Here is a 22,662-nt window from a genome sequence, read left to right on the forward strand (position 1 = left end):
TTGCACATCGCGCAATTTTCTTCGCCATGGGGGACTGGTGCGTCCCGTCCCCTTGACAGCGGTCCGGAGCAACGGAAAGCATGTTGCGTATAACGAATGATGTTGTGTCATTCGAGACAGTTATTCGAACAGTCACCCTCTCACGCCGTCGCCGCACCGGCAGTCACCGCCCGGCCGACGGCGCCACATCCCTCGGAGAGCCCGCATGAGGAGCATCACCGTCGTCGGCGCGTCACTGGCAGGCCTGAGCACGGTCCGCGCGCTGCGCACACAGGGCTACGACGGCGAGATCGTCGTCGTCGGGGAGGAGCGGCACGCCCCCTACGACCGGCCGCCGCTGTCCAAGGACTTCCTCAAGGGAGACCTCGACGCCGACGCGCTCGCACTCGGCGACGCGGACGAATACGAGGACCTGGACGTGCACTGGCTGCTCGGCGAGCGCGCGGTGCGGCTCGACCCCGCGGCCCGGACCGTCACACTGGCCGGCGGACGGCACGTGCGCACCGAAGGCGTCGTCATCGCGACCGGTGCCGCTCCGCGGACGCTCCCCGGCATGGACGGACTGGCCGGCGTGCACACCCTGCGCACCCTGGACGACGCCCAGGCCCTGCGCGACGAACTGCTGAGCGGCCTGCCCCGGGTCGTCGTCATCGGCGCCGGCTTCATCGGTGCCGAGGTGGCGTCCACCGCCCACCGGCTCGGGCTGCACGTCACCGTCGTCGAGGCGCTCGACGTTCCGCTGGAGCGCCAACTGGGGCGCGAGATGGGGCGGGTGTGCTCCTCGCTGCACGGTGATCACGGGGTCGGCCTGCTGTGTGGCATCGGCGTGGCGGGACTCCTCGGCGGGGGCCGGGTCACCGGGGTGCGACTGGCGGACGGGCGCGTGCTCCCCGCCGACATCGTGGTGGTCGGAGTGGGCGTGCGGCCCGCCACCGACTGGCTCGACGGCTCCGGCGTGCAGGTGGACGACGGCGTGGTGTGCGACGCCGGCTGCGCCACCACCGTCCCGGGCGTGGTCGCCGTCGGTGACGTCGCCCGCTGTCCCAACCCGTTCACCGGGCGGCACGCCCGCATCGAGCACTGGAGCAACGCCACGGAACAGGGGACGACCGCCGCCCGCACACTGCTGTCGGGTGTGCCGGCCGCCGCCCCGGTCACCGCGCCGTACTTCTGGTCCGACCAGTACCAGGTGCGCATCCAGCTCGCCGGACACGTCGCTCCCGGCGCCCGGCCGGAGGTCGTCGACGGCGACCTCGACAGCCGTTCCTTCACCGCCGTCTACCGGCACGAGGACTCACCGGTCGCGGTGCTCTCCCTGAACCAGCCGAAGCTGTTCAACCGACTCCGCCGCACCCTCACCCCCGCCGCCGTACCCGCCAGGTCATGAGCCCGGCGCGTCAACTCCCCCTGCGCGCCCACCGGGAGATCGCCATGAAGATTCCGCGGCATCTGCGGTACACCTGGGACCACGAGTGGCTCGTCGTGGACGAGGGCAACGCCACCGTCGGCATCACCGCGTTCGCGGCCGAGGTCCTCGGCGACGTCGTCCACCTCCGGCTGCCGGACGTCGGCACCTGGGTCGAGGCCGGGCAGATCTGCGGGGAGATCACGTCCTCGGCCGGTTCGGGCGCCCTGTACGCCCCCGCCACCGGCCCGGTCCTGGAGGTCAACGCCGCGCTGGCCCGCAACCCCGGCGTCGTCAACTCCGCACCGTACACCGGTGGTTGGCTGTTCCGGCTGAGGGTCGAGAACATCGCCGGCGCGCTGACCGCCGACGCCTACGCCGCCCACTGCGCCCACGCCCAAGGAGTCCGCCGATGACCGGGTTCCGCCTGCCCGGCACCTGACCCCTGCCCATAACCGACACCCCTCCCGCAGGGGCGTGCCCGGGGCCGCCGGGCACGGCCCGCCCATCCCACGGAGTATGGCGTGGCAATCAGCGTCTTCGACCTGTTCTCCATCGGCATCGGCCCGTCCAGCTCGCACACCGTCGGCCCGATGCGTGCGGCCGCGATGTTCGCCGCCCGGCTGAAGAAGGACGGCGTGCTGGCCCAGACCACCGCGGTGCGAGCGGAGCTGTTCGGCTCCCTCGGCGCCACCGGCCACGGCCACGGCACCCCCAAGGCCGTCCTGCTCGGCCTGGAGGGCAACGAACCGCACACGGTCGACGTCACCCAGGCCGACCTGGACGTCGAACGGATCCGTGCCACCGGCCGGATCCGCCTCCTCGGCGCCGAGATCGGCTCCGCCCACGAGATCGACTTCGACGTCCCGACCCAGCTCGTCCTGCACCGCCGGCGCTTACTGCCGTACCACGCCAACGGCATGATCCTCTTCGCGTACGACGCCGACGGCGTGCCGCTGCTGGAGAAGACGTACTACTCGGTCGGCGGCGGCTTCGTGGTCGACGAGGACGCCGTGGGCGCCGACCGGATCAAGGCCGACGACACGGAGCTGCCCCACCCGTTCCGCACCGGTGACGAACTGCTGCGGCTCGCCCGCGAAACCGGCCTGTCCATCTCCGCGCTGATGCTGGAGAACGAGAAGGCCTGGCGCACCGAGGCGGAGATCCGCGCGAATCTGCTGGAGATCTGGCGGGTCATGGAAGGCTGCGTCTCCCGCGGCCTGTCCCGCGAGGGCATCCTCCCCGGCGGCCTGAAGGTCCGCAGGCGGGCCGCGGCGGCGGCCCGGGCACTGCGCAGCGAGGGCGACCCGATGGGCCGCGCGATGGAGTGGGTCACCGTGTATGCGATGGCGGTGAACGAGGAGAACGCCGCCGGCGGCCGGGTCGTCACCGCCCCGACGAACGGCGCGGCCGGCATCATCCCCGCCGTCCTGCACTACTACCTGAACTTCGTCCCCGGCGCCGACGAGGACGGCATCGTCCGCTTCCTCCTCGCCGCAGGCGCCATCGGCATGCTCTTCAAGGAGAACGCCTCCATCTCCGGAGCCGAGGTCGGCTGCCAGGGCGAGGTCGGCTCCGCCTGCTCCATGGCCGCCGGAGGCCTCGCCGAGGTGCTGGGCGGCAGCCCGGAGAAGGTGGAGAACGCCGCCGAGATCGGCATGGAGCACAATCTCGGGCTGACCTGCGATCCGGTCGGCGGCCTGGTCCAGATCCCGTGCATCGAGCGCAACGGCATGGCCGCGGTGAAGGCGGTCACCGCCGCCCGGATGGCCCTGCGCGGCGACGGCCGGCACTACGTCTCCCTCGACAAGGTCATCAAGACCATGAAGGAGACCGGCGCCGACATGAAGGTCAAGTTTCAGGCGCCGATCACCTCTGGGCTCGTGGATGATGGCGGCGTGCGCTCTTCATCACGACATCCGAAGCAAAGTGACGCGCGGAGGTCGCCTGCCGCCGCTCGCGCAGGCGTCGCCTCCCAAACCGCCCCGGACAACGGTCCGGCCCGTGCTTTCGGAGGTCGGGCAAGCAGGGCAGGAGTGGACGGGCTCAGGAAGCGTCCTGAAAGGCGTTCCTCTTCGACCACGGCGCGGTGGGCACGGCGCCGGCGGTCGCGTCCAGTGCCTGAGGGCGCCCACCGTCATGGGACGACGGCTCCGGGGAATGGGTGGGGAAGCGGTCGGTGACGGCTGACCGCGGAGGGTGCCCGCAGACCCCTCCGCCGCACTGCGGCCCGCAGGGGCGGCAGGGGCCGAGGACCCACGCGGAGTCATGCGCCGCACGGCCGTGTACTGGTTCCCTGCTACCCGCACGGTCTCGCGGGAAGACGGAGCGTCCAGGGTGCAGACCGGCGGGTGCGGCCACAAGGTCGTGTTCGGGGCAGATGTCACGGCCACTGACGACGAGTCCCGGGCACGAACCACCGGGGGCACCCGCTACTGCAGGCTCCGGAAGTCGTCGAGCCAGGCGTAGCCGGGCGCCGACAACCCGGCTCCGTGGGGCTGGACCGTGAGGGTGGCGAACACACTGTTGAGCAGCCACGGCGGCTTGTTCGCGTTCCAGCCCGCCGTCATCGACGGCACCTGCCGGAACCCGTACATCGCGGCGGCGAGCCGGCCCGTGCTCCGGAACCGTGCCATCTCGTCGCGGAGGAGGTGCTTCTCGGACTCGAACCACGGGCTCTCGGCGAGCAGGTCGTCCCACTCGCGCGACGGGAACGGGTGCGCGATCGCGTCACCGATCACCTGCCACACCTGGGTGTCGGGGGCATAGCGGTACCGCTTCGCGAACGTGGCCGGGATCGGGTCGGTCATGTGCTGCTGCCAGTGCCAGACCAGGGAGAACTCCGTCACCAGGAACGTCTGGTCGGAACGCAGGCGGGGCAGGGTGTAGTCGAGGAACGGCTGGATCGCGTCCTCGTCGGGCACATGGGGGTGCAGGTCGACGCCCTCGAGCTCGGGCGTCTCGCGAACGAATCCGAGGTACCGCTCCACCGCCGGGGTGCGGTTGGCCGGTATGTCCAGCCGGTTCAGGGCGCCCATGTACAGGTGGGTGGGGCACCCGGACCCGCACAGCCGTTCCCGCGCCTCGATCACGTGCCGCGCGACGGTCTCGTAGAACCGGTTGAGTCGCTGATCGCGCTCGGCGGGGATGCTCTCGATGAACGGCTCGTTGCCGATGGTGACGATGTCGGCGGTGCCCAGCACCAGCGGCAGCACCCGGTCCAGACGGGCCAGCTCCGCATCCATGGCTGCCGTGCCCGGCTGCGGGAACGAGCGGTCGGCCAGGGGGAACTTCAGGCTCAGCACCGTGTGGAACCCGCGCGCGTGTGCGTCGTGGAGAGCCACGATCGTGCCGCTCCGCGCCGGCGGCACCTGGTCGGCTTCGGGCAGGGCGTAGAACCCCCGGACCCACTCGGCGCGCGCCGTGCGCAGCTCCGGGTAGCTGAGCTGGTCGAGGTTTTCGTTGAAGTTCGCCCCCAGCACCCCCAGCGCGGGCAAAGGCGCGACCTGGCCGTCATGTTCGGCCACGGCCGATGCCCCGCCTCCGGAGAGCGAGACGACGAGCGTGGTGGCGCAGGCGACGGCGAGCTTGGACAGTACACGTCGGTGTCGCGACATGGTGTGGCTCCTTCTGGGCGCAGTCCTGCAGAGAGCGGCCGTGGTGCCGCGGTTGGGCACAGATGCGGTTGCTTGCTGAGACGGGGCGTTCGTCGGTGGCACGCCGCGGGTGGGACACCGCCCGGGGCGCCCCACCCGCGGTCCGCCCGCGGGTCAGCTGTTCGTCCCGCCTCCAGCAGCTCGGGTTCCGGCAGCCCGGGCCATGTCGTAGGTGTGTACGTAGTCGAACTTCGCGGTGGCTCCGCCGGTGTTCATGGACACGAGACCGATGCGCAGGTCACCCTCGTCGGACAGGGACCACGTGCCGCCCCACTCCCAGCGTTCACCGTCGGTGCTCGATGCCATGCGCACGTCGTACTCGTCGTGAACGACGTCATGCCGGACGTACAACCGCAGCCAGGTCGTCTCTGCGGGGGCCGCTCCGAACATCGGGCCGTTCGCCACGGCGGCCGGCGGAGTGGCCGTCGGGCGCTCTGCTTCCTTGCCGAACTCCGTCTGGTGCAGCAGCCGGCCGGGCTTGCGGTTGAGCGGCAGGAGGGAGTGCACCAGCTTCAGGTACCGGTCGTCGTTCTGGTAGAGGACCAGGCCGGCCTGCTGAGAAGCCCGGGTACCGTCGAAGCTGAGCTTCGTCTCGACGAGGTAGTCCGAGCGGGGAGCGTCCCGGAGCAGGACCGAGGCTGTATTGCTGCCCGTGTACAGCTCGGCGGCCTGGGTGGGCCACACGAGCCGGCCGCCCTCCAGCCGCGGCCCCGTGGCGGGCTGCCGCACCCACGACCACGCCGGGTCACCCGTTCCCGGCATGCCGGATCCTTCGAAGTCGTCGGAGTACCCCGTGAGCAGCCGGCCCGGCACCGGGTCGGGCACGCGTTCGGTGACCCGTCGAGCCGCCGCGGCAGCGCTCACGTTGTCGACGTCGCCACCGCGACGCGCGCTCACCGCGATCGCGCCGCTCGGAGTCGCGTTCCTGGGTGCCGTCGCCGTCGTCACCGCCAGCGGATCGATGAGATCGTCCTCCGACACCGATGCTGTGACGTGATCGCCGACCCAGTCGAGCGTCAGCACCTTCCAGGTACTCGCGTCGAACGTCGCCGGCAGCTCAGCGGCCGAGCGGACCGTCGTGTCACCGTGCGTGACTTCGACGCGGAGCTCGCGGGCTTGGGAGTCGAGCCACGCGACGGCACCGTTGCGCCCGTTGACGCCGGCACGGAGCCCGATGGTGCCACCCGCCGAAGTCCGCACGTCTGCCCGTGCGCGCAGATCGCCCCCGACACGCACCTTGCTCGTGAGCGTGGCCCCGTCACCCAGATGTGCGAACCGGCCGGAGTCCGTCTCGTCGCCGACGACGGCCGGGCCTCGGGACACCCAAGCACCAAGTCCTGAGGCGAAGCTGTCGTCGACGGGTCCGGTCGTCACAGGGGCCGCTGCTCCGGTAACGCTTCCACCCGCGCCCGCGTTGGCCACGGGCCAGCCGTCGATCCAGTCCAGCCGATCGATCAGCATCGGGCGCTTGGAGAGCTTCAGTTCGCCCGCGCGCGACCGCACCGGGGGGAAGTCGGGGTCCGCGTTCGAGATCCCGTGGTAGACGATCCAGTCCTGGCCCGACAGATCGGTCTGGACCGCGTTGTGCCCGACGCCCGTGAACCCGTTGCCGTTCGGAGCGAGGACGAAGCCACCCTTGCTCGAGAGGCTCATCAGATCGGTTCCCTCATCGTCCTCGAACGGGCCGTAGGGGCTGCGACTGCGCCCCACCTTGACGGTGTAGCCGCTGAACGCTCCGTCGCAGCATCCGCCGTCGGAGTACATGAGGTAGTAGAAGTCGCCGTGCCTGACGACGAACGCGCCTTCCATGCGCCGCCCCTGGGCGACCTGGGTGACAGGTCCCGTGAGTGCGGTCGCGTCGGCGTTCGTCTTCGACACGCAGATGACGTCGTAGCTGCCCCAATAGAGGTAGTGCGTGCCGTCTGTGTCCGTGAACAGCGCCTGGTCGATGTTCCCCGTCGGGCAACCGGCCACCGCCGCGCTCGGGACGAGGAGACCTTGATGAGTCCACGGACCTGTCGGCGTCGGCGCCGTTGCCAGCGCGATGCCCCCGGTCGAGAGCGCATACGTCAGGTGGTACTGGCCGTCGACGTAGCGGATGTCCGGCGCCCAGGCGCGAGAGTTGCTCTGCCAGAAGGAGGGAATGGCGTCCGGCGAGACGACATCGCCCGCGTACGTCCAGTCGACCATGTTGTCGGAGCGGAGGACGGGCAGGATGTGCTCGCCCTCCTCGCCCGAGCTGTTGAAGATCGGGTTCGTCGTTCCGTACGCGTACCACGAGCCGTCCTTGCCCCGGATCATCGTCGGATCCGGGAACGTGTCCACCACTTTGGCGGTCACCGGGTTGGTGTAGGTCGCGGACGGCGATCCGGCTCCGTGTGCGGTCACCGCGTCGGCCGGTGCGACGGCCGCGAGACCGCCGGCCAGCAATATGCCGACCGACAATGCCGTCGCTGCCGACCGCGCCGGCCTTCCTCGCAATCCCATGACAATTCTCTCCCCATTGAAGAACCTGCGCCTTGGGCGCAGCGAGGGCAGGAACGACCGAAGCCGCCCCCGCACTCATGCAACGGATCTCGGATTTTTCCGTCAAGGGGTCGGCAAAACAGAAGTCGTGATGGGCGTCGCTCGGGGAATGCGGACATCGCCGGAATGGGGTTAATCACCGAAACGCCCACGAACAGCCGGGTTTTGGAGCCTCCGGGGACCGCTACTCCGCCTGATCCGCCGCGTGGATCCTGCTCGGATGGCGGCGGCGGCCGTAACCGTCCAGGGTTCCTCGGATCACCCGGATCGGCCGGGATGAATTCATCCGGGCCGATCCGGATGAATTCTCCGACCTGTTGACGAAAATCAGAGAGGCTTCGCAAGCTGGACTCAGTGCATTCAGAGGATTTCCTGTCCGAGCTGCCGCGTGCGCCGCTGCCGGCGTCCGGAACGATGAAGGAGAGTGCGATTGATGAGCACCGGTTCCCAGAAAGGGCCGCCCATCGGCCGACGGGCGCTGTTGGCCGGGGCGGCCAAGACGGCCGGTGCGGCCGGGCTCGCCGGTGCGGCCGGATCGCTGGGCGTGGTGGCGCGGGCCGCGGCCGCGGTCCCCATGGACGGCACGGCGAGCGGGCGCTACCCGTCGAACTGGCCCGACCTCGAGCCCTACGGCCTCGCGGACACCCGCATGGATCTCTGGCCGAGACAGGACAATTCCTTCGTCCTGCCGCTCGAGCTGCGCCCGCGCGACGAGGGGCTCGGCCGGGTCTGGATGCGCGACACCTACGTCAACTGCTTCAGGATCGCGGGCCGCCGCCCGCTCTACGTAGCCACCGGTACCACCCGCGTACCCGGCCTCGACACGGCCGGCCCCTGGAACGACGGGATCTTCATATGGACGGCCGGCTCTCTGCGCGGCCCGTGGCGTCTGGCCGACACGACCGGCATCCGGCCCGGCGCCGAGAAGGGCAAGGTCTGGTCGCCGGAGTTCGCCGACGAGAACCGGCCCGGGCGCACCGTCGTCGCCCCGTGGCAGCAGTACTGGTACGACGCCCAGTTCGGCAAGCGCGGCAACGTCTGGGCGCCGGAGGTGCACTACTTCCGGGACACCTGGTACATCGTCGCGTGCATGGGTGACCGCGCGCGCAAGGTCGGCTCGTTCCTGCTGGTGAGCGAAGGCGGCGTCGAGGGACCCTACCGGCTCGTCGAGGGCAACCTCGACAAGCCCTTCGGTGATGCGCTCCCCGACGCGCCGTACATCGATCCCGGGGCGCGTTTTCACATCGACGGCAGCATGTACACCGAGGGCGACGACGCCTGGCTGGTGCTGCACAACAACTTGTACGCCCGGTTCCGGGACGACATGGAGGACATCGTCCCGACGACGCGACTCCCGGCGTTCCGGCAGCAGCCCTACACCCCTGAGCCCTACCTGGAGGGCGCGTACGTCATCAAGCACGGCGGGAAGTACTACCTGCTGCACGCCGCGTGGGACCGCACCTCGACGGCCGCCGACGGCAGCACCCGCCACGCCTACGACACGCCCGCCCCCGGTCGGACGCAGTACCAGTACGACGCGGTCGTCGCCGTCGCCGACCACTTCGAGGGCCCGTACTCCCGCCGCTGGACCCTGGGCGTGGGCGCCGGCCACAACAACATCTTCGCGGACGTCGACGGCCGGCTGTGGGCGACGTTCTTCCGCAACCCGAACTTCGGCTACTGGGCCGACCCGGCACGCATCGCCGACGCCGCGGTGCCCGGCGTCGTCCGCCTGGAGTGGACCGGCCCGCAAGGCAACCGCCTGTACGTCCGGCGCCAGAGCCGAGGCCATGCCATCAGCGAGTGAAGGCCCAAGGCGACGCGATCTCCCTGTGCGGGGCGTCAGCCCGCGCAGCACACCGACTGTTGATTCGCGTCCCCGCTTGATTGCTCCGATCGCGTTCTCCTCCTGGAAGGGGACACTGTGACCTGCCCGACCGCTCCGAACATCGTGTTCGTGATGACCGATCAGCTCCGCGCCGACTTCACCGCCGGCGTGGGCTTCGACCTGGACACGATGCCCTTTCTCGACTCCATCGCCGCCCAGGGCACCCGCTTCCGTCGCGCGTACACCACCGCCCCGGCCTGCGTCCCGGCGCGCACCAGCCTGCTCACCGGCAGATGGCCCAGCACCCACCGGGTACGGCAGAACTCCAACACCGACCCGCAGGACGTGTCGCGCGGAGACGACCTGATCGACGTCCTGCGCGGCGCCGGCTACCAACTGTTCTACGCCGGCAAGACGCACATGTACCGAGACGATCCGGAGGACTACGACGCCTTCTCCGGCCCGTACGGGCACACGAAGGGGCCGGACACCACCACCGAGCAGCGCGCCTTCACCGCCTGGATGAACTCCATCGACATGGGTCCGACGACTGCGCCCACCCCGTTCCCGCCGGAGCAGCAGTACGCGTACCGGATCGTCTCCGACACCATCCGCCAGGTGGACGCCCGGGACCCCGACAAGCCGTTCTTCGCCTGGGTCTCCATGCCCGAGCCGCACAACCCGTACCAGGTGCCGGAGCCGTACTTCTCGCTGTTCGACGAGGACGAGATCCCCGACCGGTACTGCGGCCCCGAGGCCGCGGAGGCCAAGGGCGGCGCCTACAAGTGGCTGCGCGACCTGGTGGAGGAGAAGCGCCCCGGCTACGACAAGCTCTGGCGCCGCTACCGTGCCACCTACTGCGGCATGCTCCGCCTCATCGACGACCAGCTGCGCCGGCTCGTCGGCCATCTGAAGGAGCAGGGCCTGTGGGAGAACACCCTGCTGATCTTCCTCGCCGACCACGGCGACTACGCCGCCGACTACGGACTGCAGCGCAAGGGCGCCGGCATCCCCGAGGTCCTGGCGCACATCCCGATGATCGTGCACGGCTGCGGCGTCGAAACGCAGGACAACGACAAGGACTTCGTCTCGATCGCCGACATCCTGCCCACCGTGTGCGAGGTGGTCGGCCGCCCCATCCCCCTGGGTGTCCAGGGCCGCAGCCTGTGGCAGATGCTCACCGGCTCCGACTACCCGGCCGCGGAGTTCGCCGACATCGTCACCGAGCGCGGCTACGGCGGCCTGCCCTATCCCGACGACGCCCGGCCACCGCTGCACTTCCCTTACGAAGGCACCAGGTACGACGAGCTGAACAGCGTGACCCAGAGCGGCTCGTCGCGGATGATCCGGCACGACCACTACAAGCTCTACGAGCATGTCGCAGACGTCGGTGAGCTGTACGACCTCGACAAGGATCCGATGGAGCTGGACAACCGCTGGGACGACCGGAGCCTGCGCAAGGTCAAGGACGATCTCATGCAGCGACTCCAGCGATGGTCGGTCCGGCTCACCGACGACCTGCCGAAAGGGGTCTACGAACCCAGGCTCGCCCGACACAACTGGTATCGGACCTCGCAGGAGGACGGAGCATGACCGGACCGATCCGCCGCAGCGACGGCAACCGGCAACCTCCCCCGTCACGCCGTACGGTCCTGCGTGGTGCCGCCGCCGTCACCCTGGCCACCGCAGCCAGCACCGCAGCCACCGCCGGAACGGCTTCCGCGGCCGGCGCCGGCTCCTCCCCAACGGCCGTCGACCATCCGGGCGCGCAGTGGCTGCCCGCCGACCCCGCCAACTACCGGATTGCGCGGCGCCCCCGCAGTCATCCGGTCGACCACGTGGTCATCCACGTCACGCAGGAACACTTCGACGCCGCCGTCGCCGTCTTCCAGGATCCCGGCCGGAGAACCTCGGCCCACTACCTGGTCCGCTCGGCAGACGGCCACATCGGCCAGTGCGTCCGCGAGAAGGACATCGCCTGGCACGCCGGTGATCCCTACTACGACAACCGCAGCATCGGCATCACACACGAGGGTTGGGTCCATTCCACTGCCTGGTTCACCGAGGAGATGTACGCCTCGTCCGCGGCGCTCACCGCGTCCGTGTGCGCGCGCTATGCGATTCCACTGGACCGAAGCCACATCCTGGGTCACCACGAGGTGTCCAGCGCCACCCACACCGACCCCGGAGCCAACTGGGACTGGGACCACTATCTCGAACTGGCACGGAAGGTGGGAACCGCCAGGTGAGACGCACGCCCGAGGGGCCTCGCCCCCTCGGGCGTGCGCCGGGACGATGAAACGCAGGCGCATCACCACTGGGCGATGAGCGGCGTGTCCGGTTCGTGCTGCCGCCAGGCTTCGATGAGCCGGGCAAGGCGGGTCGGGGCGGCGATGCCGCGCACGGTCGCGATCCTGCCGTTGGCGACGTCGAACGTCACGGAGCCGACGACCTGGTCGCCGACCACGAACAGGATGGCGGGGGTGCCGTTGACGAGCGCGTAGTGAACGGCGGGCGTGCCGCCGGCAAGTCGTCGTTTCGCGGGTGTGGGCTTGAAGCCGGCGCGTACGACGGCGGCGATGCGCTGCGGAGTGTCGTAGCGCAGCAGCTTCTCCGCCAGGCCGGCGCCGTCGGAAATCGCGGTCGCGTCGTCGGTGAGCAGCGCCACCAGCCGTTCGGTGCGGCCCGAGGTGGCAGCGGCGAGGAATTCCTCCACGATCATGCGGGCGGATGCCGGGTCGACTTCGCCGCCGCCGCGGCGCGCGGTGGTGATGCGGCGGCGGGCCCGGTGGAGGTGCTGCTGGCTCGCGGACTCGGTGATGTCGAGGATCTCGGCGGTCTCGGCGTGGCTGTAGGAGAACGCCTCGCGCAGGACGTAGACGGCCCGCTCGAGGGGCGACAGGCGCTCCATGAGAGTCAGCACCGCCAAGGACACCGATTCGCGCTGCTCGAACGTGTCGGCCGGGCCGAGCATCGGGTCGCCGTCGAGGAGCGGTTCGGGCAGCCAGGCGCCGACGGCGCGTTCGCGGCGGGCCTGTGCCGAGCGGAGCCGGTCGAGGCACAGGTTGGTGACGACCTTGGTCAGCCATGCTTCCGGCACCTTGATCCGCTGCCGGTCGGCGGCCTGCCAGTGCAAGAACGCGTCCTGCACGGCGTCTTCGGCGTCGGTTGCCGAGCCGAGGAGGCGGTACGCCAGCGAGGCCAGCCGGTTCCGGCTGGCCTCGAACCGACTGGTGTCGAAGCCGTCAGTGGCGGTGCTTTCCACGCGGACCACCCTAGGGGGCTATGCGACGGCCTTCCCCGCGGACGTATGCGGGGAGGTTCGCGCGGATGCATCCGGGGCGGCGGTCAGGCGGCGCCGGCGCTTGGGCAGGCCGAAGGTCGGGTGCGAGGTGGCCCACAGCGAGGCCTTGAGGATCCCCGACTTGATCCGCGCGGCCTTGCGGCCGCCGAGGTACTTCGGCTTCGCCTGTGCTTCCTCGTCGACCATCTGCAGGATCCCGTCCCGCCGCCCGAGGCTGATGTGGTTGCCCACGTACTCCAGCTTGGTGTGCGGGATCTTGCGGCCGGTCAGACGTCCCACGATCGCGCCGATCGCCTGCATGCTGGTGTAGCCGGCCGAAGCGCAGGACATCGGCAACGGCAGGCCGTTGTCGCCGACGGCGTAGACGCTGTCGCCGGCGGCGTAGACATTCGGGTGCGAGACCGACCGCATGGTGCGATCGACGACGATCCGGCCGTTCTCGGTGACCTCCAGCCCGCCGGCGGCCGCGATGGGACTGACCGCGAACCCGGCTGTCAACACGGTCGCGTCGGAGGCCAGGGCGCTGCCGTCGGCACACAGCACCCGCGCCGCTTCGACGGCTTCGACGCGGGTGTGCTCCAGGACGGTGACGCCCAGCCGGTCGCAGGCCCGGCGCAGGTGGCCGCGGGCTCCGGCGGAGAGCCGGGCGCCCAGTTCGCCCTGGGCGACCAGCACCACCGACAGGCCCGGCCGGGATTCGGCGATCTCGGTGGCGGTCTCGATGCCGGTCAGCCCGTCACCGACGACCAGCACCCTCCCGCCGGCGCCGAGGCTGTCCAGACGCCTGCGCAGGCGGAGCGCCGACGGCCTGCCGGCGACGTCGAACGCGTGCTCGGTCACCCCGGGGACGCCGCCGTCGGCGACGTGGCTGCCGAGCGCGTAGAAAAGCGTGTCGTAGCTCAGCTCGCCGCCGCCCTCGGCGTCGGCCACGGCGACGACCTGGCGCTCGGGGTCGACGGCGGTGACACGGGCCACCCGCAGCCGTATCCCCGTGCCCGCGAAGACGTCGGCAAGCTTCCGAGTCTCGATCTCCTGGCCGGCCGCCAGCTGGTGCAGCCGCAGCCGCTGGACGAAGTCCGGCTCAGCGTTGACCACGGTGATCTCGATGTCCGCCGGGGACAGCCGGCGGGCCAGGTTCCCGGCCGTGTGGGCCCCGGCATAGCCGGCGCCGAGAACGACGATGCGGTGCTTCATCTGCAACTCCTGTTGATTCGCTTGCTCCTCGTGACCTTGAGCGGAGCAGCGACCCGATTCCTGACAGCAACCGCTTGTGACATGGGTCACATGGCGACAGGCTCATTGCGAGACCGGCTCGGGGCACGGCGCCCGGTCGATGAAGCCTGAAAGCCCCTCACCGCGTCTCCGTACGTGATCGGCCGGCGGTGCCGGCAGACGTGCGGGGCGGCGGGCCATGACGGGGCAACCGGAACAGGGTGACCAGGCGCGTGCTCTGAAACGGTTCCGTGCCACGGATCGACCACCGTCGTTCGTGCGGCCATGCGCTGATCTGCGGCGGCTCGCGGTGCGGCAGGGTGCTCGCGACGGTCGCGCGGAGCAGCGGAGCGGAGCTGGTGGACATGGCGGGCACAGCGCCGAGGCGTGTTTCCGACTTGGCCCGGAGCGCTGTGGCAAGAGTGCCGCAGGCCGCGACGTCGGGGTACCGAACGGCGGGATCGGGAGGCGTGGGCACAGTTCCTGATCGTGCCCGAGCCGCTGATTCCGGGGGTGGGTGGCCCAAGGGATCGGGTCGGTCGGCGAGGTGGACCCCGGGTACGCAGGGGCCCCGAACTCAGCCCGCGTCAGCGACGAGCCGCACCGCGAACATGGCAACGGCGCATCGTACTGTCAGCAGATGCCGGCGAAGTCCGACCACAGGGCCCGCTTGAGAGGATCGGGGCATGACGGACCCACCCATGAAGATCAATGCCCTCATCGTCGACGCCACAGACCCCGAACGGCTCGCTGTGTTCTGGTCCGAACTGCTTGGTAGGCCGGTCGTGGGCCGTACGGGCCCGTACGTCTGGCTACGGCGGGAAGACGGCCTGGGGCTGGGCTTTCAGCAAACGGCGCAGCCCAAGTCGGGCAAGAACCGGATGCACTTCGACATCACCTCTCCCGATCCCGCCGCCGAGCAGCGACGGGTCGAGATGCTCGGCGGGAGCAGGCTGGAGCAGTACGCCGGCGGCGGGTTCCTGGTGATGGCGGATCCCGAGGGCAATGAGTTCTGCATCATCCCTGAGGGTCCCTTCGAGCTCGACGACGAAGGGCGTGCGAACTACCTCAACTGAGGGTCGAACTTCGACGGCACACACTCGACCCGGCCCGGGCGACGGGCATCGTCGACGCTCCCGGCTACGGCCGCCGGTGGCTGGACCGCTGACGGGACTGCTTCGGTGGCGGCCTGGCCCGCAGGAGCCTCGGACGTGGTCAGCGACAGTCGTTGAGCCAGTCGCCCGGAATCAGGTCACGAACCCGGGCGAGGTCTCGGCACGACAACGGACTACTTCTTCGCCCGCTCGCTCGTCGCTGCGGGCATGGGAATCTCGCTCATCCCCTCCATCGCGCAGACCCCGCGGGTGGTGGGAGTGCGCACTGTCCCGATCGCGCCGCCGACCCCGACCCGGCACATCGGAGTCGCCACGATCCCCCGCCGCAACCACGCCCAGGTCCGGACACTGATACAGGCCCTGCAGGGAGAGGCGGCAACGCTGGACGAATCCTGACCCGCCGGCTTCGCGGGCGACGACGTCGTGTGTGAAGGAGCCGACGGCCAGGGCAGCGCGGATATGGGCGTTCACATCCGTGTGCCGCAAGCGCCGGTGCGGGTTCCCGTTCGCGGCTCCGGTGCAACGCGGTGGAGGACCTGGCCGATGTGCTGCTCGCGGGCCTTGAGCCGGCATCACCAGTAGGGCAGCTCGGTCTGGGTGGCGTTCCCTGCCGACTTGGCCATGAGGGTATGACCGCCCAGGGTGCTCCGTCCCTCGCTGGGCGAACGGCCGGCGAACGTCAGTCACCCATCAGGTAGGACTCCTTGTACGACGTGCGTCTACGCGCGTATCTTGACGCCGACTTGAAGCATCACACACCCCCCACAACTCCGCCGCGCCTCTGACACAACTGCTCCCGCGAGAAAGAGTCTCACGTGACACGCATACCCCCGGCCCTGCGCGGCCGAGGTGCCAAGGCACTCCTCGTCGCGCTGCCCGTCGGCCTCACCGGGTCGCTCGTCGCGCTCCCCATCACCGCGCACGCCGAGCCCTCCTCGGATGCCGTCATCTCCGAGGTGTACGGCGGAGGCGGCAACTCCGGCGCCTCGTACACGAACGACTTCATCGAATTGGGCAATGCCGCCACCGCCCCCTTCGACCTCGGCGGCTGGTCCGTGCAGTACCTGCCCGGATCGCCCACCGCCACCAGCAAGTGGCAGGTCACCCCGCTCACCGGCGCCATTCCCGCGGGCGGCACCTACCTGGTCCAGGAGGCGAAGGGCTCCGGCGGCGACACCGCCCTGCCGACGCCGGACGCATCCGGCACGATCTCCATGTCGGCGACCACCGGCACCGTGGCACTGGTCCACTCGACGACTCCGCTCACCTGCCTGACCGCTGCCGACTGCGCGGCTGACGGCAGCGTCAAGGACCTGGTCGGCTTCGGCACCGCCGTGGTCCGGGAGGGATCTCCCACCACGGGAGCCGGCAACACCACCTCCGTCTCGCGCGATGCGAAGCTCACCGACACCGACGACAACGCGGCCGACCTCACGGGTGCCGCGCCGAGCCCCCACAACACCGCGGGCGGCGGCTCCGGCGACCCGTCGCCCACCCCCACCCCCACGCCCACTCCGACCCCCGGCAGCCTCCGCATCCACGACATCCAGGGCGCCGGCCGGATCTCCCCGCAGAGCGGCAGGACCGTCACCAACGTGCCCGGCGTGGTGACCGCCGTGCGCAGCACCGGCTCGAAGGGCTACTGGATCCAGGACCCCGAACCGGACGGCAACACGGCCACCAGCGAAGGCCTCTTCGTCTTCACGGGCTCCGCCACACCCCTGGTCAAGGTCGGCGACTCGGTGCTCGTCTCGGGCAAGGTGAGCGAGTACTACCCCGGTGGCAAGAGCAGCGGCTCGCAGTCCGTCACCGAACTGACCGGCCCGACGGCCGCCGTGCTGTCCGCAGGCAACACGGTGCCTGCGGCCGAGGTCATCGACTCCTCGACGCTGCCCGACACCTACGCCCCGCAGGCACAGGGCGGGAGCATCGAGTCCCTGGGACTGCAGCCCGGCGCCTACGCGCTGGACTGGCTGGAGGCCCATGAGGGCATGGTGGTGCGGATCGGCGACTCCCGCGTGGTGGGCGCCACGAACGCCTACAACGAGACGTGGATCACCACCAAGCCCGCCCAGAACCCCACGCCGCGGGGCGGCACGGTCCTCACCGGCTACGACGACCCCAACTCCGGGCGGCTGCTGGTCACCTCATTGACCGGGGACCAGCTCAAGGCCGATGTGGGCGACACCCTCGCCGGCACCACCGCGGGCCCCGTGGACTACTCCAACTACGGTGGCTACAACATCCAGGCGACCACGCTCGGAACGGTCGACCCGGGCGGACTCACGCCCGACGTGGCGAGCAAAGGCAAGTCCAACGAGCTCTCCGTCGCGACGTACAACGTCGAGAACCTCGACCCGACCGACCCGCAGAGCAAGTTCGACCGGCTGGCCCAGGGCGTCGTCACGAACCTGGCGGCCCCGGACATCGTGAGCCTGGAGGAGATCCAGGACGACAACGGCCCCAAGGACGACGGCACGGTCACGGCCGGCACGACCATCTCCCGGTTCATCGACGCCATCAAGGCGGCCGGCGGACCGTCGTACGACTGGCGCGCGATCGACCCGGTCAACGACTCCGACGGTGGCGAGCCCGGCGGCAACATCCGCAACGTCTTCCTCTTCAACCCGCGGCGTGTCACCTTCGTGGACCGGCCGGGCGGCGACTCCACCACGGCCGTCGAAGCCGTCGGCGACGGCAAGAAGGGTGTACGGCTCTCGGTCTCCCCGGGCCGGATCGACCCCACCTCGGACGCCTGGACGAGCAGCCGCAAGCCACTGGTCGGCGAGTTCCTCTTCCGGGGCAAGCAGGTCTTCGTCGTCGGGAACCACTTCAACTCCAAGGGCGGCGACCAGCCGGTGCACGGCGCCTTCCAGCCGCCCACGCTGAGCTCCGAGACCCAGCGCACGGCCCAGGCGAAGGAGGTCAACACCTTCGTGTCCGGCCTGCTCGACAAGGACCCGAAGGCCAAGGTCGTCGTCCTCGGTGACCTGAACGACTACCAGTTCTCCAAGCCGCTGGCCGCGCTCACCTCCGGTGGTGTCCTCACGGACCTGATCAACACGCTGCCGGTGAACGAGCGGTACAGCTACGTGTACGACGGCAACTCCCAGACGCTGGACCACATCCTGGTCTCACCCGCCGTGCAGAAGCCCGAGTACCAGGTCGTCCACATCAACGCCGAGTTCTCCGACCAGACGAGCGACCACGACCCGCAGGTGGTCCGCTTCAAGTAGGCGGTACGCTCCTACATTCGCCGTCCGAAGCGCCGGTGTGCCGTGCATGCGACCGTGTGCACGGCACACTTGAATCCGTCAGCGGGTGAATCCGTGAGCGGGTGATCGCGCCGGCTGGGCGGCCGGATGCCTGGTCGATCCGATTACCTTCAGCCAGGCTGGAAGAACGCAAGCATCTTCCGGCCGGCGTCGGGCGACGCCAGGATTGCCTGGACGTGCGCGGACTGCCGGCCGGCGGCGCTGGTGCGTTCCAACATCTCGCGTTCGTATTCCTGGACGGCGGCGGCAAAGTCGTCCCGGTGCGCGGCCACTGCCAGGCCGAGCAGGGCGCCGTCGAGCAACGCCATGTTGGCGCCCTGCCCCACAGGCGGCATCAGGTGCGCGGCATCGCCGAGCCGCGTGACACCTGGCGTCGACGGCCAGGTCAGCCCGACCGGAAGAGTGGTGATCGACCGCGGCAGGACCATGTCGTCGCAGGCTGCGATCAGTTCGGTGAACCGGGAGTCCCAGCCGGTGAGCAGGTCGATCAGCCGCGCCCGGGCGGCGGCTGGGTCGCCGAACGGGATCCCGCTGGTGGCGAACGCCGACCCGCAGGTCGTACGTCGCACTGCTGCCGTCGGCGAAGTGCAGCAGGCCGTGGTCGGCGGTTTCGAAGGCATGCCCCCAGCGCACAGCGTGTGCGGGGAGGGAGTCCAGCAGCAGGTCGCGCAGATCGGCACGGTCGACCTCAGGCCGTTCGAGCGGGGCGTCATCGGGCGTGTCCTCCTGGAGCAGCAGGGTGCCGTCCGGCTCGAGAAGACGTAGATCCTGGCCCGCACGACGGGCGATCGCGTGGAACTGGTCGACCAGGCCGGCCTCGCGCATCGCCCGCTGCCCGGTCCCGGAGTGCGGATCGAGCATGCCGCCCTGGCCGCGCGCGCCGCGCGGCGACTCACGTTCGTACACGACGGCGTCGATCCCGTTCACGTGCAGCACCCTGGCCGCCATGCTGTTCTCCGCTCGCAGCATCGCCTCGAGCAGGTGATGGCTGCCGACCGGTGCGCCACCGGCCGGCGCCCTGGCCGCGGCTACGGTGTCCTCGGTGGCAGGTGTCCCTGCCGGCCATGAGCCGGCCGCGACATCCTGCCAACCTTCCACGGATGCCGGCACCGCGGCACGGACCTTGCTGATCGGACTGATCCGTTCGGCAAGCACCTTCGCGCCGACGCCCCCTCCACGGCACGGTCTGCTCGCGGCCGGCGGCCTCGGCGAGGTCGGCCTTGAGGGCGGCGTCGATCACAGGCGGTGGGTCAAGCGCGACCGTCTCGACCAAGGCGGTGTCAAATCGCCATAGCCGTCGCCCATTCCAGCCAAGGCGTCCCACCCCCACCACAGTCACCATCTTGACGGGTGATGCGCCGCCCTGCCATGATTTCGTCACCGCCTCAACCAGTGATGCGCATCGGGCGTAAACGGAGAGGCGCCACATAGGACCGACCCACAGGGGGAGCACAAGCCATGGCAGTCAGCTACACCGCCGTCGTCAACGTCGACGGAGAAGGCCGCAACGGCGGCCACGTCCATTCCTCCGACGGCCTGCTCCAGACCAGCCTCGCCCTCCCCAAGGAACTCGGCGGCGTCGGCACCGCCACCAACCCCGAACAGCTTTTCGCCGCCGGCTGGGCTGCCTGCTTCCTCGGCGCCCTGCGCCGCGCCGCCGGCCTCCGCAAGATCAGGCTCACCAGTACCGTCATCACCGCGGAGATCACCCTCACCCACGGCGACGACGGCGAGTTCTCCCTCTCGGCGACCCTCAACCCGACCCTGGGTGGCGTCGACCAGCAGACCGCCGAAGAACTCGCGCACGCCGCGCACCGGATCTGCCCCTACTCCAAGGCAACCCGCGGCAACATCCCCGTCACCATCAACGCCGCCGCCGCCTGACCCGCCCCTGGCCGGCCCCACCCCGCACCTTCCCCTGCCACCAACCACACCGGTGCCGACCGGACAGAGACGGGCCAAGGCATGACCTCCATGACGTACACACCCGCACACATCGCCGAGCAGCGTCGGTCCGCCGGCGTCGGTCTCTCGGCCACGGCCGCCGTCGGTCCCTCCGCCGTCGTCGACGCCTCCGCGGCCTTCGGGGTCGTGCCGTCCGAGGCCCCCGATGTCCCGGGCGGCGGCTGGCCCGATGCCACGCAGGTATGGAGCTGGGCAGCCGGCGCGGCGATGTCCGGATACGGTCCGGCAGGTTCCCGCTTCGTCTGACGACTGAATCGGGCGGCCGGCAGGAAAGTCGGAGGGAGCGGGCGAACAAGAGGGGGCGCGGCTCATGCGCCGAGCCCCCTGGCGACCCAGCTGCCCGGCTCCGGGAGTGGTCGGCCGGCCGTCACGGCGTGAACGCCTGGGTGCTGCCCCGCAGCACCGTGCCGTGCTGGTCCACATCCACCTGTGCGATCGCAGGATCGAGGAGACCGCCGGAATCCTCGGGGTGCCGACGGGAACGGTCGCCGCGAACCGGCCGTCAGCAGCGGGCTGTTCGGGGCAGCAGGGCGAGGGGCGCTCTCCGCGTCGAGCGGCATCTTCCCGGCGCCATGCGCTCGGATCCGCGGACGGCCAGGGCGACGCCCGCGTCCGCGCACCCTGTGCCCTGGTTGACCTCGGCAGTTGTTGACAGCCGGAAGACGGCCGTGCCAGCGTCGTCACCACCTGAACAGGTGGCGATGGTGAAGTCGGACGGCTCGCCGGTGTGCACACGTGTGTGCGGCCGACCACTGCCGTTCACACGGCGGCGAGCCGCCGGGATCGTCGCCCCCTCGAAGGAGCACTGACCATGACAGAAAAGCCGAAGCGCACGCCCGCCGGCGCACCGGTAGGGCGGCGGGCGATGCTGGGCATGCTGGGCGCGGGAGCCGCGGGCCTGGCCGCCGCCCCGTATCTGCAGCACGGCTGGGAAGGGTTCCTCGGCGCCGCTTCGCAGGTCGACGCGACGGGCATCACCGGTCTTCTGCCCAATCCGGGCGGCTTCCGCTACTACAGTGTCGTCGGCTCGGTGCCCCGCAAGGACGAGACGAACTACCAGCTTCGCGTCGGCGGACTGGTGGACCGGCCGAGGACGTACACGCTGCCCGAACTGCGTGCGATGCCGCAGACCCGCGTTGTCGGCGACGTCGTGTGCACCGATGGATGGCGGGTGGACAAGACGCCCTTCGAAGGGGTGAAGCTGGCCGACCTCCTGGACGCCGCCGGGGTGCGTTCCGAAGGTGCGGCGGTGCGGTTCAGATGTTTCGACGGCGCCTACACCGAGAGCCTCACTCTCGAGCAGGCGCGCCGCTCGGACGTCCTGGTGGCGTTGAACATGCAGGACAAGCCGATCATTCACGAGCACGGCGGACCGGTCCGTCTCTACGTGGCCCCCATGTACTTCTACAAGTCGGCCAAGTGGCTGTCCGGTCTCTCGGTCACCGACAAGGTCGTCCCCGGCTACTGGGAGGAGCGCGGTTATGCCGTCGACGGCTGGCTCGACGACGCCGACCGGCACAGTGACGCGGCCTGAGCCGTCCGGCAGGATTCGCCGGTTCAGCACTGCCGAGCGCATGATTCACCGGGCCACCGGGTGGCTGATGCTGCTCTGCCTGGTGACCGCCGCCTGCCTGTACATCGTTCCGCTCGCCCAACTGGTCGGCCGGCGTCCCCTCATGGTCACGATCCACGAGTGGTCGGGCATCGCCCTGCCGCTGCCCTTCCTGCTGGGACTCCTCTCCTCCGACTTCCGCGCGGACCTGCGCAGGCTGAACCGCTTCGCCGTGTACGACAGGCAGTGGCTGCGGAGCGTCCGCAGGCGCCGGACGTCCCCCGAGGCGCGCCCGGCCGGCAAGTTCAACGCGGGCCAGAAGATCTACGCGGGCTGGATCGCGGGTGCGGTGCTCGTGATGATGTTCACCGGCCTGCTGATGTGGTTCATCGGACTGCTGCCCTTCATCTCGCGCACCAGCGCCATCTTCGTGCACGACTGTCTCGCCTGGGCGATCGCCGTCGTCCTGCTCGGGCACATGCGCAAGGCGTTCGAGGATCCGGAGGCAAGGCTGGGAATGCGCACCGGACACGTCAGCCGGTCCTGGGCGGCGCGGCACCACGCCCGGTGGCTGCGCGAGGAGCCCGTTGCCGGCGTGCCCGAGAAGGCGGACACGGTCTAGCGGCAGGACAAACGGTCTAGCGGCACGAGAAGGGGCGGAGTCGGGCGGGGGAGACCACGGCCGGTCGCCTCCGCACGGCCGGGCGCGAGGGGACACGGGGCCGTTCGACACGGCTCAGTTCGATGCGCGGCCCGCGTGCCGGGCGATGCCGCCCCCTGACGCGGCGCGTCGAGTATGGGACTCATGGCCCGGAGTCCGGTGC

At 70.2% G+C, this 22,662-nt stretch carries 15 protein-coding genes and 3 pseudogenes; 13 read left to right on the forward strand and 5 right to left on the reverse strand.

Features of this window, described 5'->3' with window-relative positions; translation table 11 throughout:
• Nucleotides 1-205: 205 nt before the first annotated feature.
• From R2S09_RS29160 to R2S09_RS29170, 3 genes and pseudogenes are all read left to right on the forward strand, one after another.
• Nucleotides 206-1,387 (forward strand): FAD-dependent oxidoreductase, encoded by a 1,182-nt coding sequence (locus R2S09_RS29160; RefSeq protein ID WP_316744259.1) that lies wholly within the window; start codon nt 206-208, stop codon nt 1,385-1,387.
• Nucleotides 1,384-1,821, forward strand: coding sequence for a glycine cleavage system protein H (locus R2S09_RS29165; RefSeq protein WP_399144923.1), 438 nt, complete (start codon nt 1,384-1,386; stop codon nt 1,819-1,821). The genes R2S09_RS29160 and R2S09_RS29165 overlap by 4 nt, the downstream gene beginning before the upstream one ends.
• A gap of 108 nt (nt 1,822-1,929) precedes the next feature.
• Nucleotides 1,930-3,288, forward strand: a pseudogene (locus R2S09_RS29170) (L-serine ammonia-lyase); the annotation flags it as partial.
• Nucleotides 3,289-3,837: 549 nt separating this feature from the next.
• On the opposite strand, the gene R2S09_RS29175 reads toward R2S09_RS29170, so the two are convergent.
• Together R2S09_RS29175 and R2S09_RS29180 are read right to left on the reverse strand one after the other, a co-directional pair.
• A complete protein-coding gene (locus R2S09_RS29175) occupies nt 3,838-5,022 on the reverse strand; it encodes a hypothetical protein (protein WP_306191944.1) in 1,185 nt (394 codons plus the stop codon).
• A gap of 153 nt (nt 5,023-5,175) precedes the next feature.
• Nucleotides 5,176-7,623: a family 43 glycosylhydrolase gene (locus R2S09_RS29180; protein ID WP_316744263.1), complete on the reverse strand. Its 2,448-nt coding sequence runs from the start codon at nt 7,621-7,623 to the stop codon at nt 5,176-5,178.
• Nucleotides 7,624-8,161: 538 nt separating this feature from the next.
• On the opposite strand from R2S09_RS29180, the gene R2S09_RS29185 reads away from it, so the two are divergent.
• From R2S09_RS29185 to R2S09_RS29195, 3 genes are all read left to right on the forward strand, one after another.
• Complete coding sequence (locus R2S09_RS29185; protein WP_399144943.1) at nt 8,162-9,394, forward strand: family 43 glycosylhydrolase; 1,233 nt, start codon at nt 8,162-8,164, stop codon at nt 9,392-9,394.
• Nucleotides 9,395-9,511: 117 nt separating this feature from the next.
• Nucleotides 9,512-11,008, forward strand: coding sequence for a sulfatase-like hydrolase/transferase (locus R2S09_RS29190; protein WP_316744267.1), 1,497 nt, complete (start codon nt 9,512-9,514; stop codon nt 11,006-11,008).
• Nucleotides 11,005-11,664 (forward strand): N-acetylmuramoyl-L-alanine amidase, encoded by a 660-nt coding sequence (locus R2S09_RS29195; protein ID WP_306191940.1) that lies wholly within the window; start codon nt 11,005-11,007, stop codon nt 11,662-11,664. The genes R2S09_RS29190 and R2S09_RS29195 overlap by 4 nt, the downstream gene beginning before the upstream one ends.
• Before the next feature lie 62 nt (nt 11,665-11,726).
• Here R2S09_RS29195 and R2S09_RS29200 read toward each other — a convergent pair whose 3' ends face one another.
• Nucleotides 11,727-12,680 carry a sigma-70 family RNA polymerase sigma factor gene (locus tag R2S09_RS29200; RefSeq protein WP_306191939.1) on the reverse strand — a complete coding sequence of 318 codons (954 nt, stop codon included), beginning with the start codon at nt 12,678-12,680 and terminating at the stop codon, nt 11,727-11,729.
• A gap of 18 nt (nt 12,681-12,698) precedes the next feature.
• Complete coding sequence (locus R2S09_RS29205; RefSeq protein WP_316744270.1) at nt 12,699-13,913, reverse strand: FAD-dependent oxidoreductase; 1,215 nt, start codon at nt 13,911-13,913, stop codon at nt 12,699-12,701.
• Nucleotides 13,914-14,617: 704 nt separating this feature from the next.
• On the opposite strand from R2S09_RS29205, the gene R2S09_RS29210 reads away from it, so the two are divergent.
• The 3 genes and pseudogenes from R2S09_RS29210 (at nt 14,618) to R2S09_RS29220 (ending at nt 18,282) form a co-directional block, all read left to right on the forward strand.
• Nucleotides 14,618-15,007 (forward strand): VOC family protein, encoded by a 390-nt coding sequence (locus R2S09_RS29210; RefSeq protein WP_306191937.1) that lies wholly within the window; start codon nt 14,618-14,620, stop codon nt 15,005-15,007.
• A gap of 186 nt (nt 15,008-15,193) precedes the next feature.
• A pseudogene (locus tag R2S09_RS29215) lies at nt 15,194-15,442 on the forward strand (LysR substrate-binding domain-containing protein); the annotation flags it as partial.
• A gap of 428 nt (nt 15,443-15,870) precedes the next feature.
• Nucleotides 15,871-18,282, forward strand: a complete 2,412-nt coding sequence (locus R2S09_RS29220) for a lamin tail domain-containing protein (protein WP_399144945.1) — start codon at nt 15,871-15,873, stop codon at nt 18,280-18,282.
• A gap of 149 nt (nt 18,283-18,431) precedes the next feature.
• Here the strand turns inward: R2S09_RS29220 and R2S09_RS29225 are convergent.
• Nucleotides 18,432-19,290: pseudogene (locus R2S09_RS29225) on the reverse strand (FAD-dependent oxidoreductase).
• A gap of 489 nt (nt 19,291-19,779) precedes the next feature.
• On the opposite strand from R2S09_RS29225, the gene R2S09_RS29230 reads away from it, so the two are divergent.
• The 4 genes from R2S09_RS29230 (at nt 19,780) to R2S09_RS29245 (ending at nt 22,460) form a co-directional block, all read left to right on the forward strand.
• The gene (locus R2S09_RS29230; protein ID WP_306191934.1) at nt 19,780-20,205 is read left to right on the forward strand and encodes an organic hydroperoxide resistance protein; all 426 of its coding nucleotides are present in this window, start codon (nt 19,780-19,782) and stop codon (nt 20,203-20,205) included.
• 90 nt (nt 20,206-20,295) lie between these two features.
• Entirely contained in the window at nt 20,296-20,532 is a 237-nt protein-coding gene (locus tag R2S09_RS29235) for a hypothetical protein (RefSeq protein ID WP_306191933.1), read from the forward strand.
• 565 nt (nt 20,533-21,097) lie between these two features.
• Complete coding sequence (locus R2S09_RS29240) at nt 21,098-21,820, forward strand: molybdopterin-dependent oxidoreductase (protein WP_399144928.1); 723 nt, start codon at nt 21,098-21,100, stop codon at nt 21,818-21,820.
• Entirely contained in the window at nt 21,768-22,460 is a 693-nt protein-coding gene (locus tag R2S09_RS29245; RefSeq protein ID WP_316744274.1) for a cytochrome b/b6 domain-containing protein, read from the forward strand. The genes R2S09_RS29240 and R2S09_RS29245 overlap by 53 nt, the downstream gene beginning before the upstream one ends.
• Nucleotides 22,461-22,662: the final 202 nt, after the last annotated feature.

This window comes from Streptomyces sp. MK7, assembly GCF_032658145.1.
In the GTDB taxonomy this organism is placed as follows: Bacteria; Actinomycetota; Actinomycetes; order Streptomycetales; family Streptomycetaceae; genus Streptomyces; species Streptomyces spiralis.

Bases quoted from the DNA above. Each gene is read 5' to 3' on its own strand.
- R2S09_RS29205 (WP_316744270.1), bottom strand. From the start codon at position 13,913: ATGAAGCACCGCATCGTCGTTCTCGGCGCCGGCTATGCCGGGGCCCAC.
- R2S09_RS29195 (WP_306191940.1), top strand. From the start codon at position 11,005: ATGACCGGACCGATCCGCCGCAGCGACGGCAACCGGCAACCTCCCCCG.
- R2S09_RS29160 (WP_316744259.1), top strand. From the start codon at position 206: ATGAGGAGCATCACCGTCGTCGGCGCGTCACTGGCAGGCCTGAGCACG.
- R2S09_RS29235 (WP_306191933.1), top strand. From the start codon at position 20,296: ATGACGTACACACCCGCACACATCGCCGAGCAGCGTCGGTCCGCCGGC.
- R2S09_RS29245 (WP_316744274.1), top strand. From the start codon at position 21,768: ATGCCGTCGACGGCTGGCTCGACGACGCCGACCGGCACAGTGACGCGG.
- R2S09_RS29230 (WP_306191934.1), top strand. From the start codon at position 19,780: ATGGCAGTCAGCTACACCGCCGTCGTCAACGTCGACGGAGAAGGCCGC.
- R2S09_RS29175 (WP_306191944.1), bottom strand. From the start codon at position 5,022: ATGTCGCGACACCGACGTGTACTGTCCAAGCTCGCCGTCGCCTGCGCC.
- R2S09_RS29240 (WP_399144928.1), top strand. From the start codon at position 21,098: ATGACAGAAAAGCCGAAGCGCACGCCCGCCGGCGCACCGGTAGGGCGG.
- R2S09_RS29165 (WP_399144923.1), top strand. From the start codon at position 1,384: ATGAGCCCGGCGCGTCAACTCCCCCTGCGCGCCCACCGGGAGATCGCC.
- R2S09_RS29185 (WP_399144943.1), top strand. From the start codon at position 8,162: ATGGACGGCACGGCGAGCGGGCGCTACCCGTCGAACTGGCCCGACCTC.
- R2S09_RS29210 (WP_306191937.1), top strand. From the start codon at position 14,618: ATGACGGACCCACCCATGAAGATCAATGCCCTCATCGTCGACGCCACA.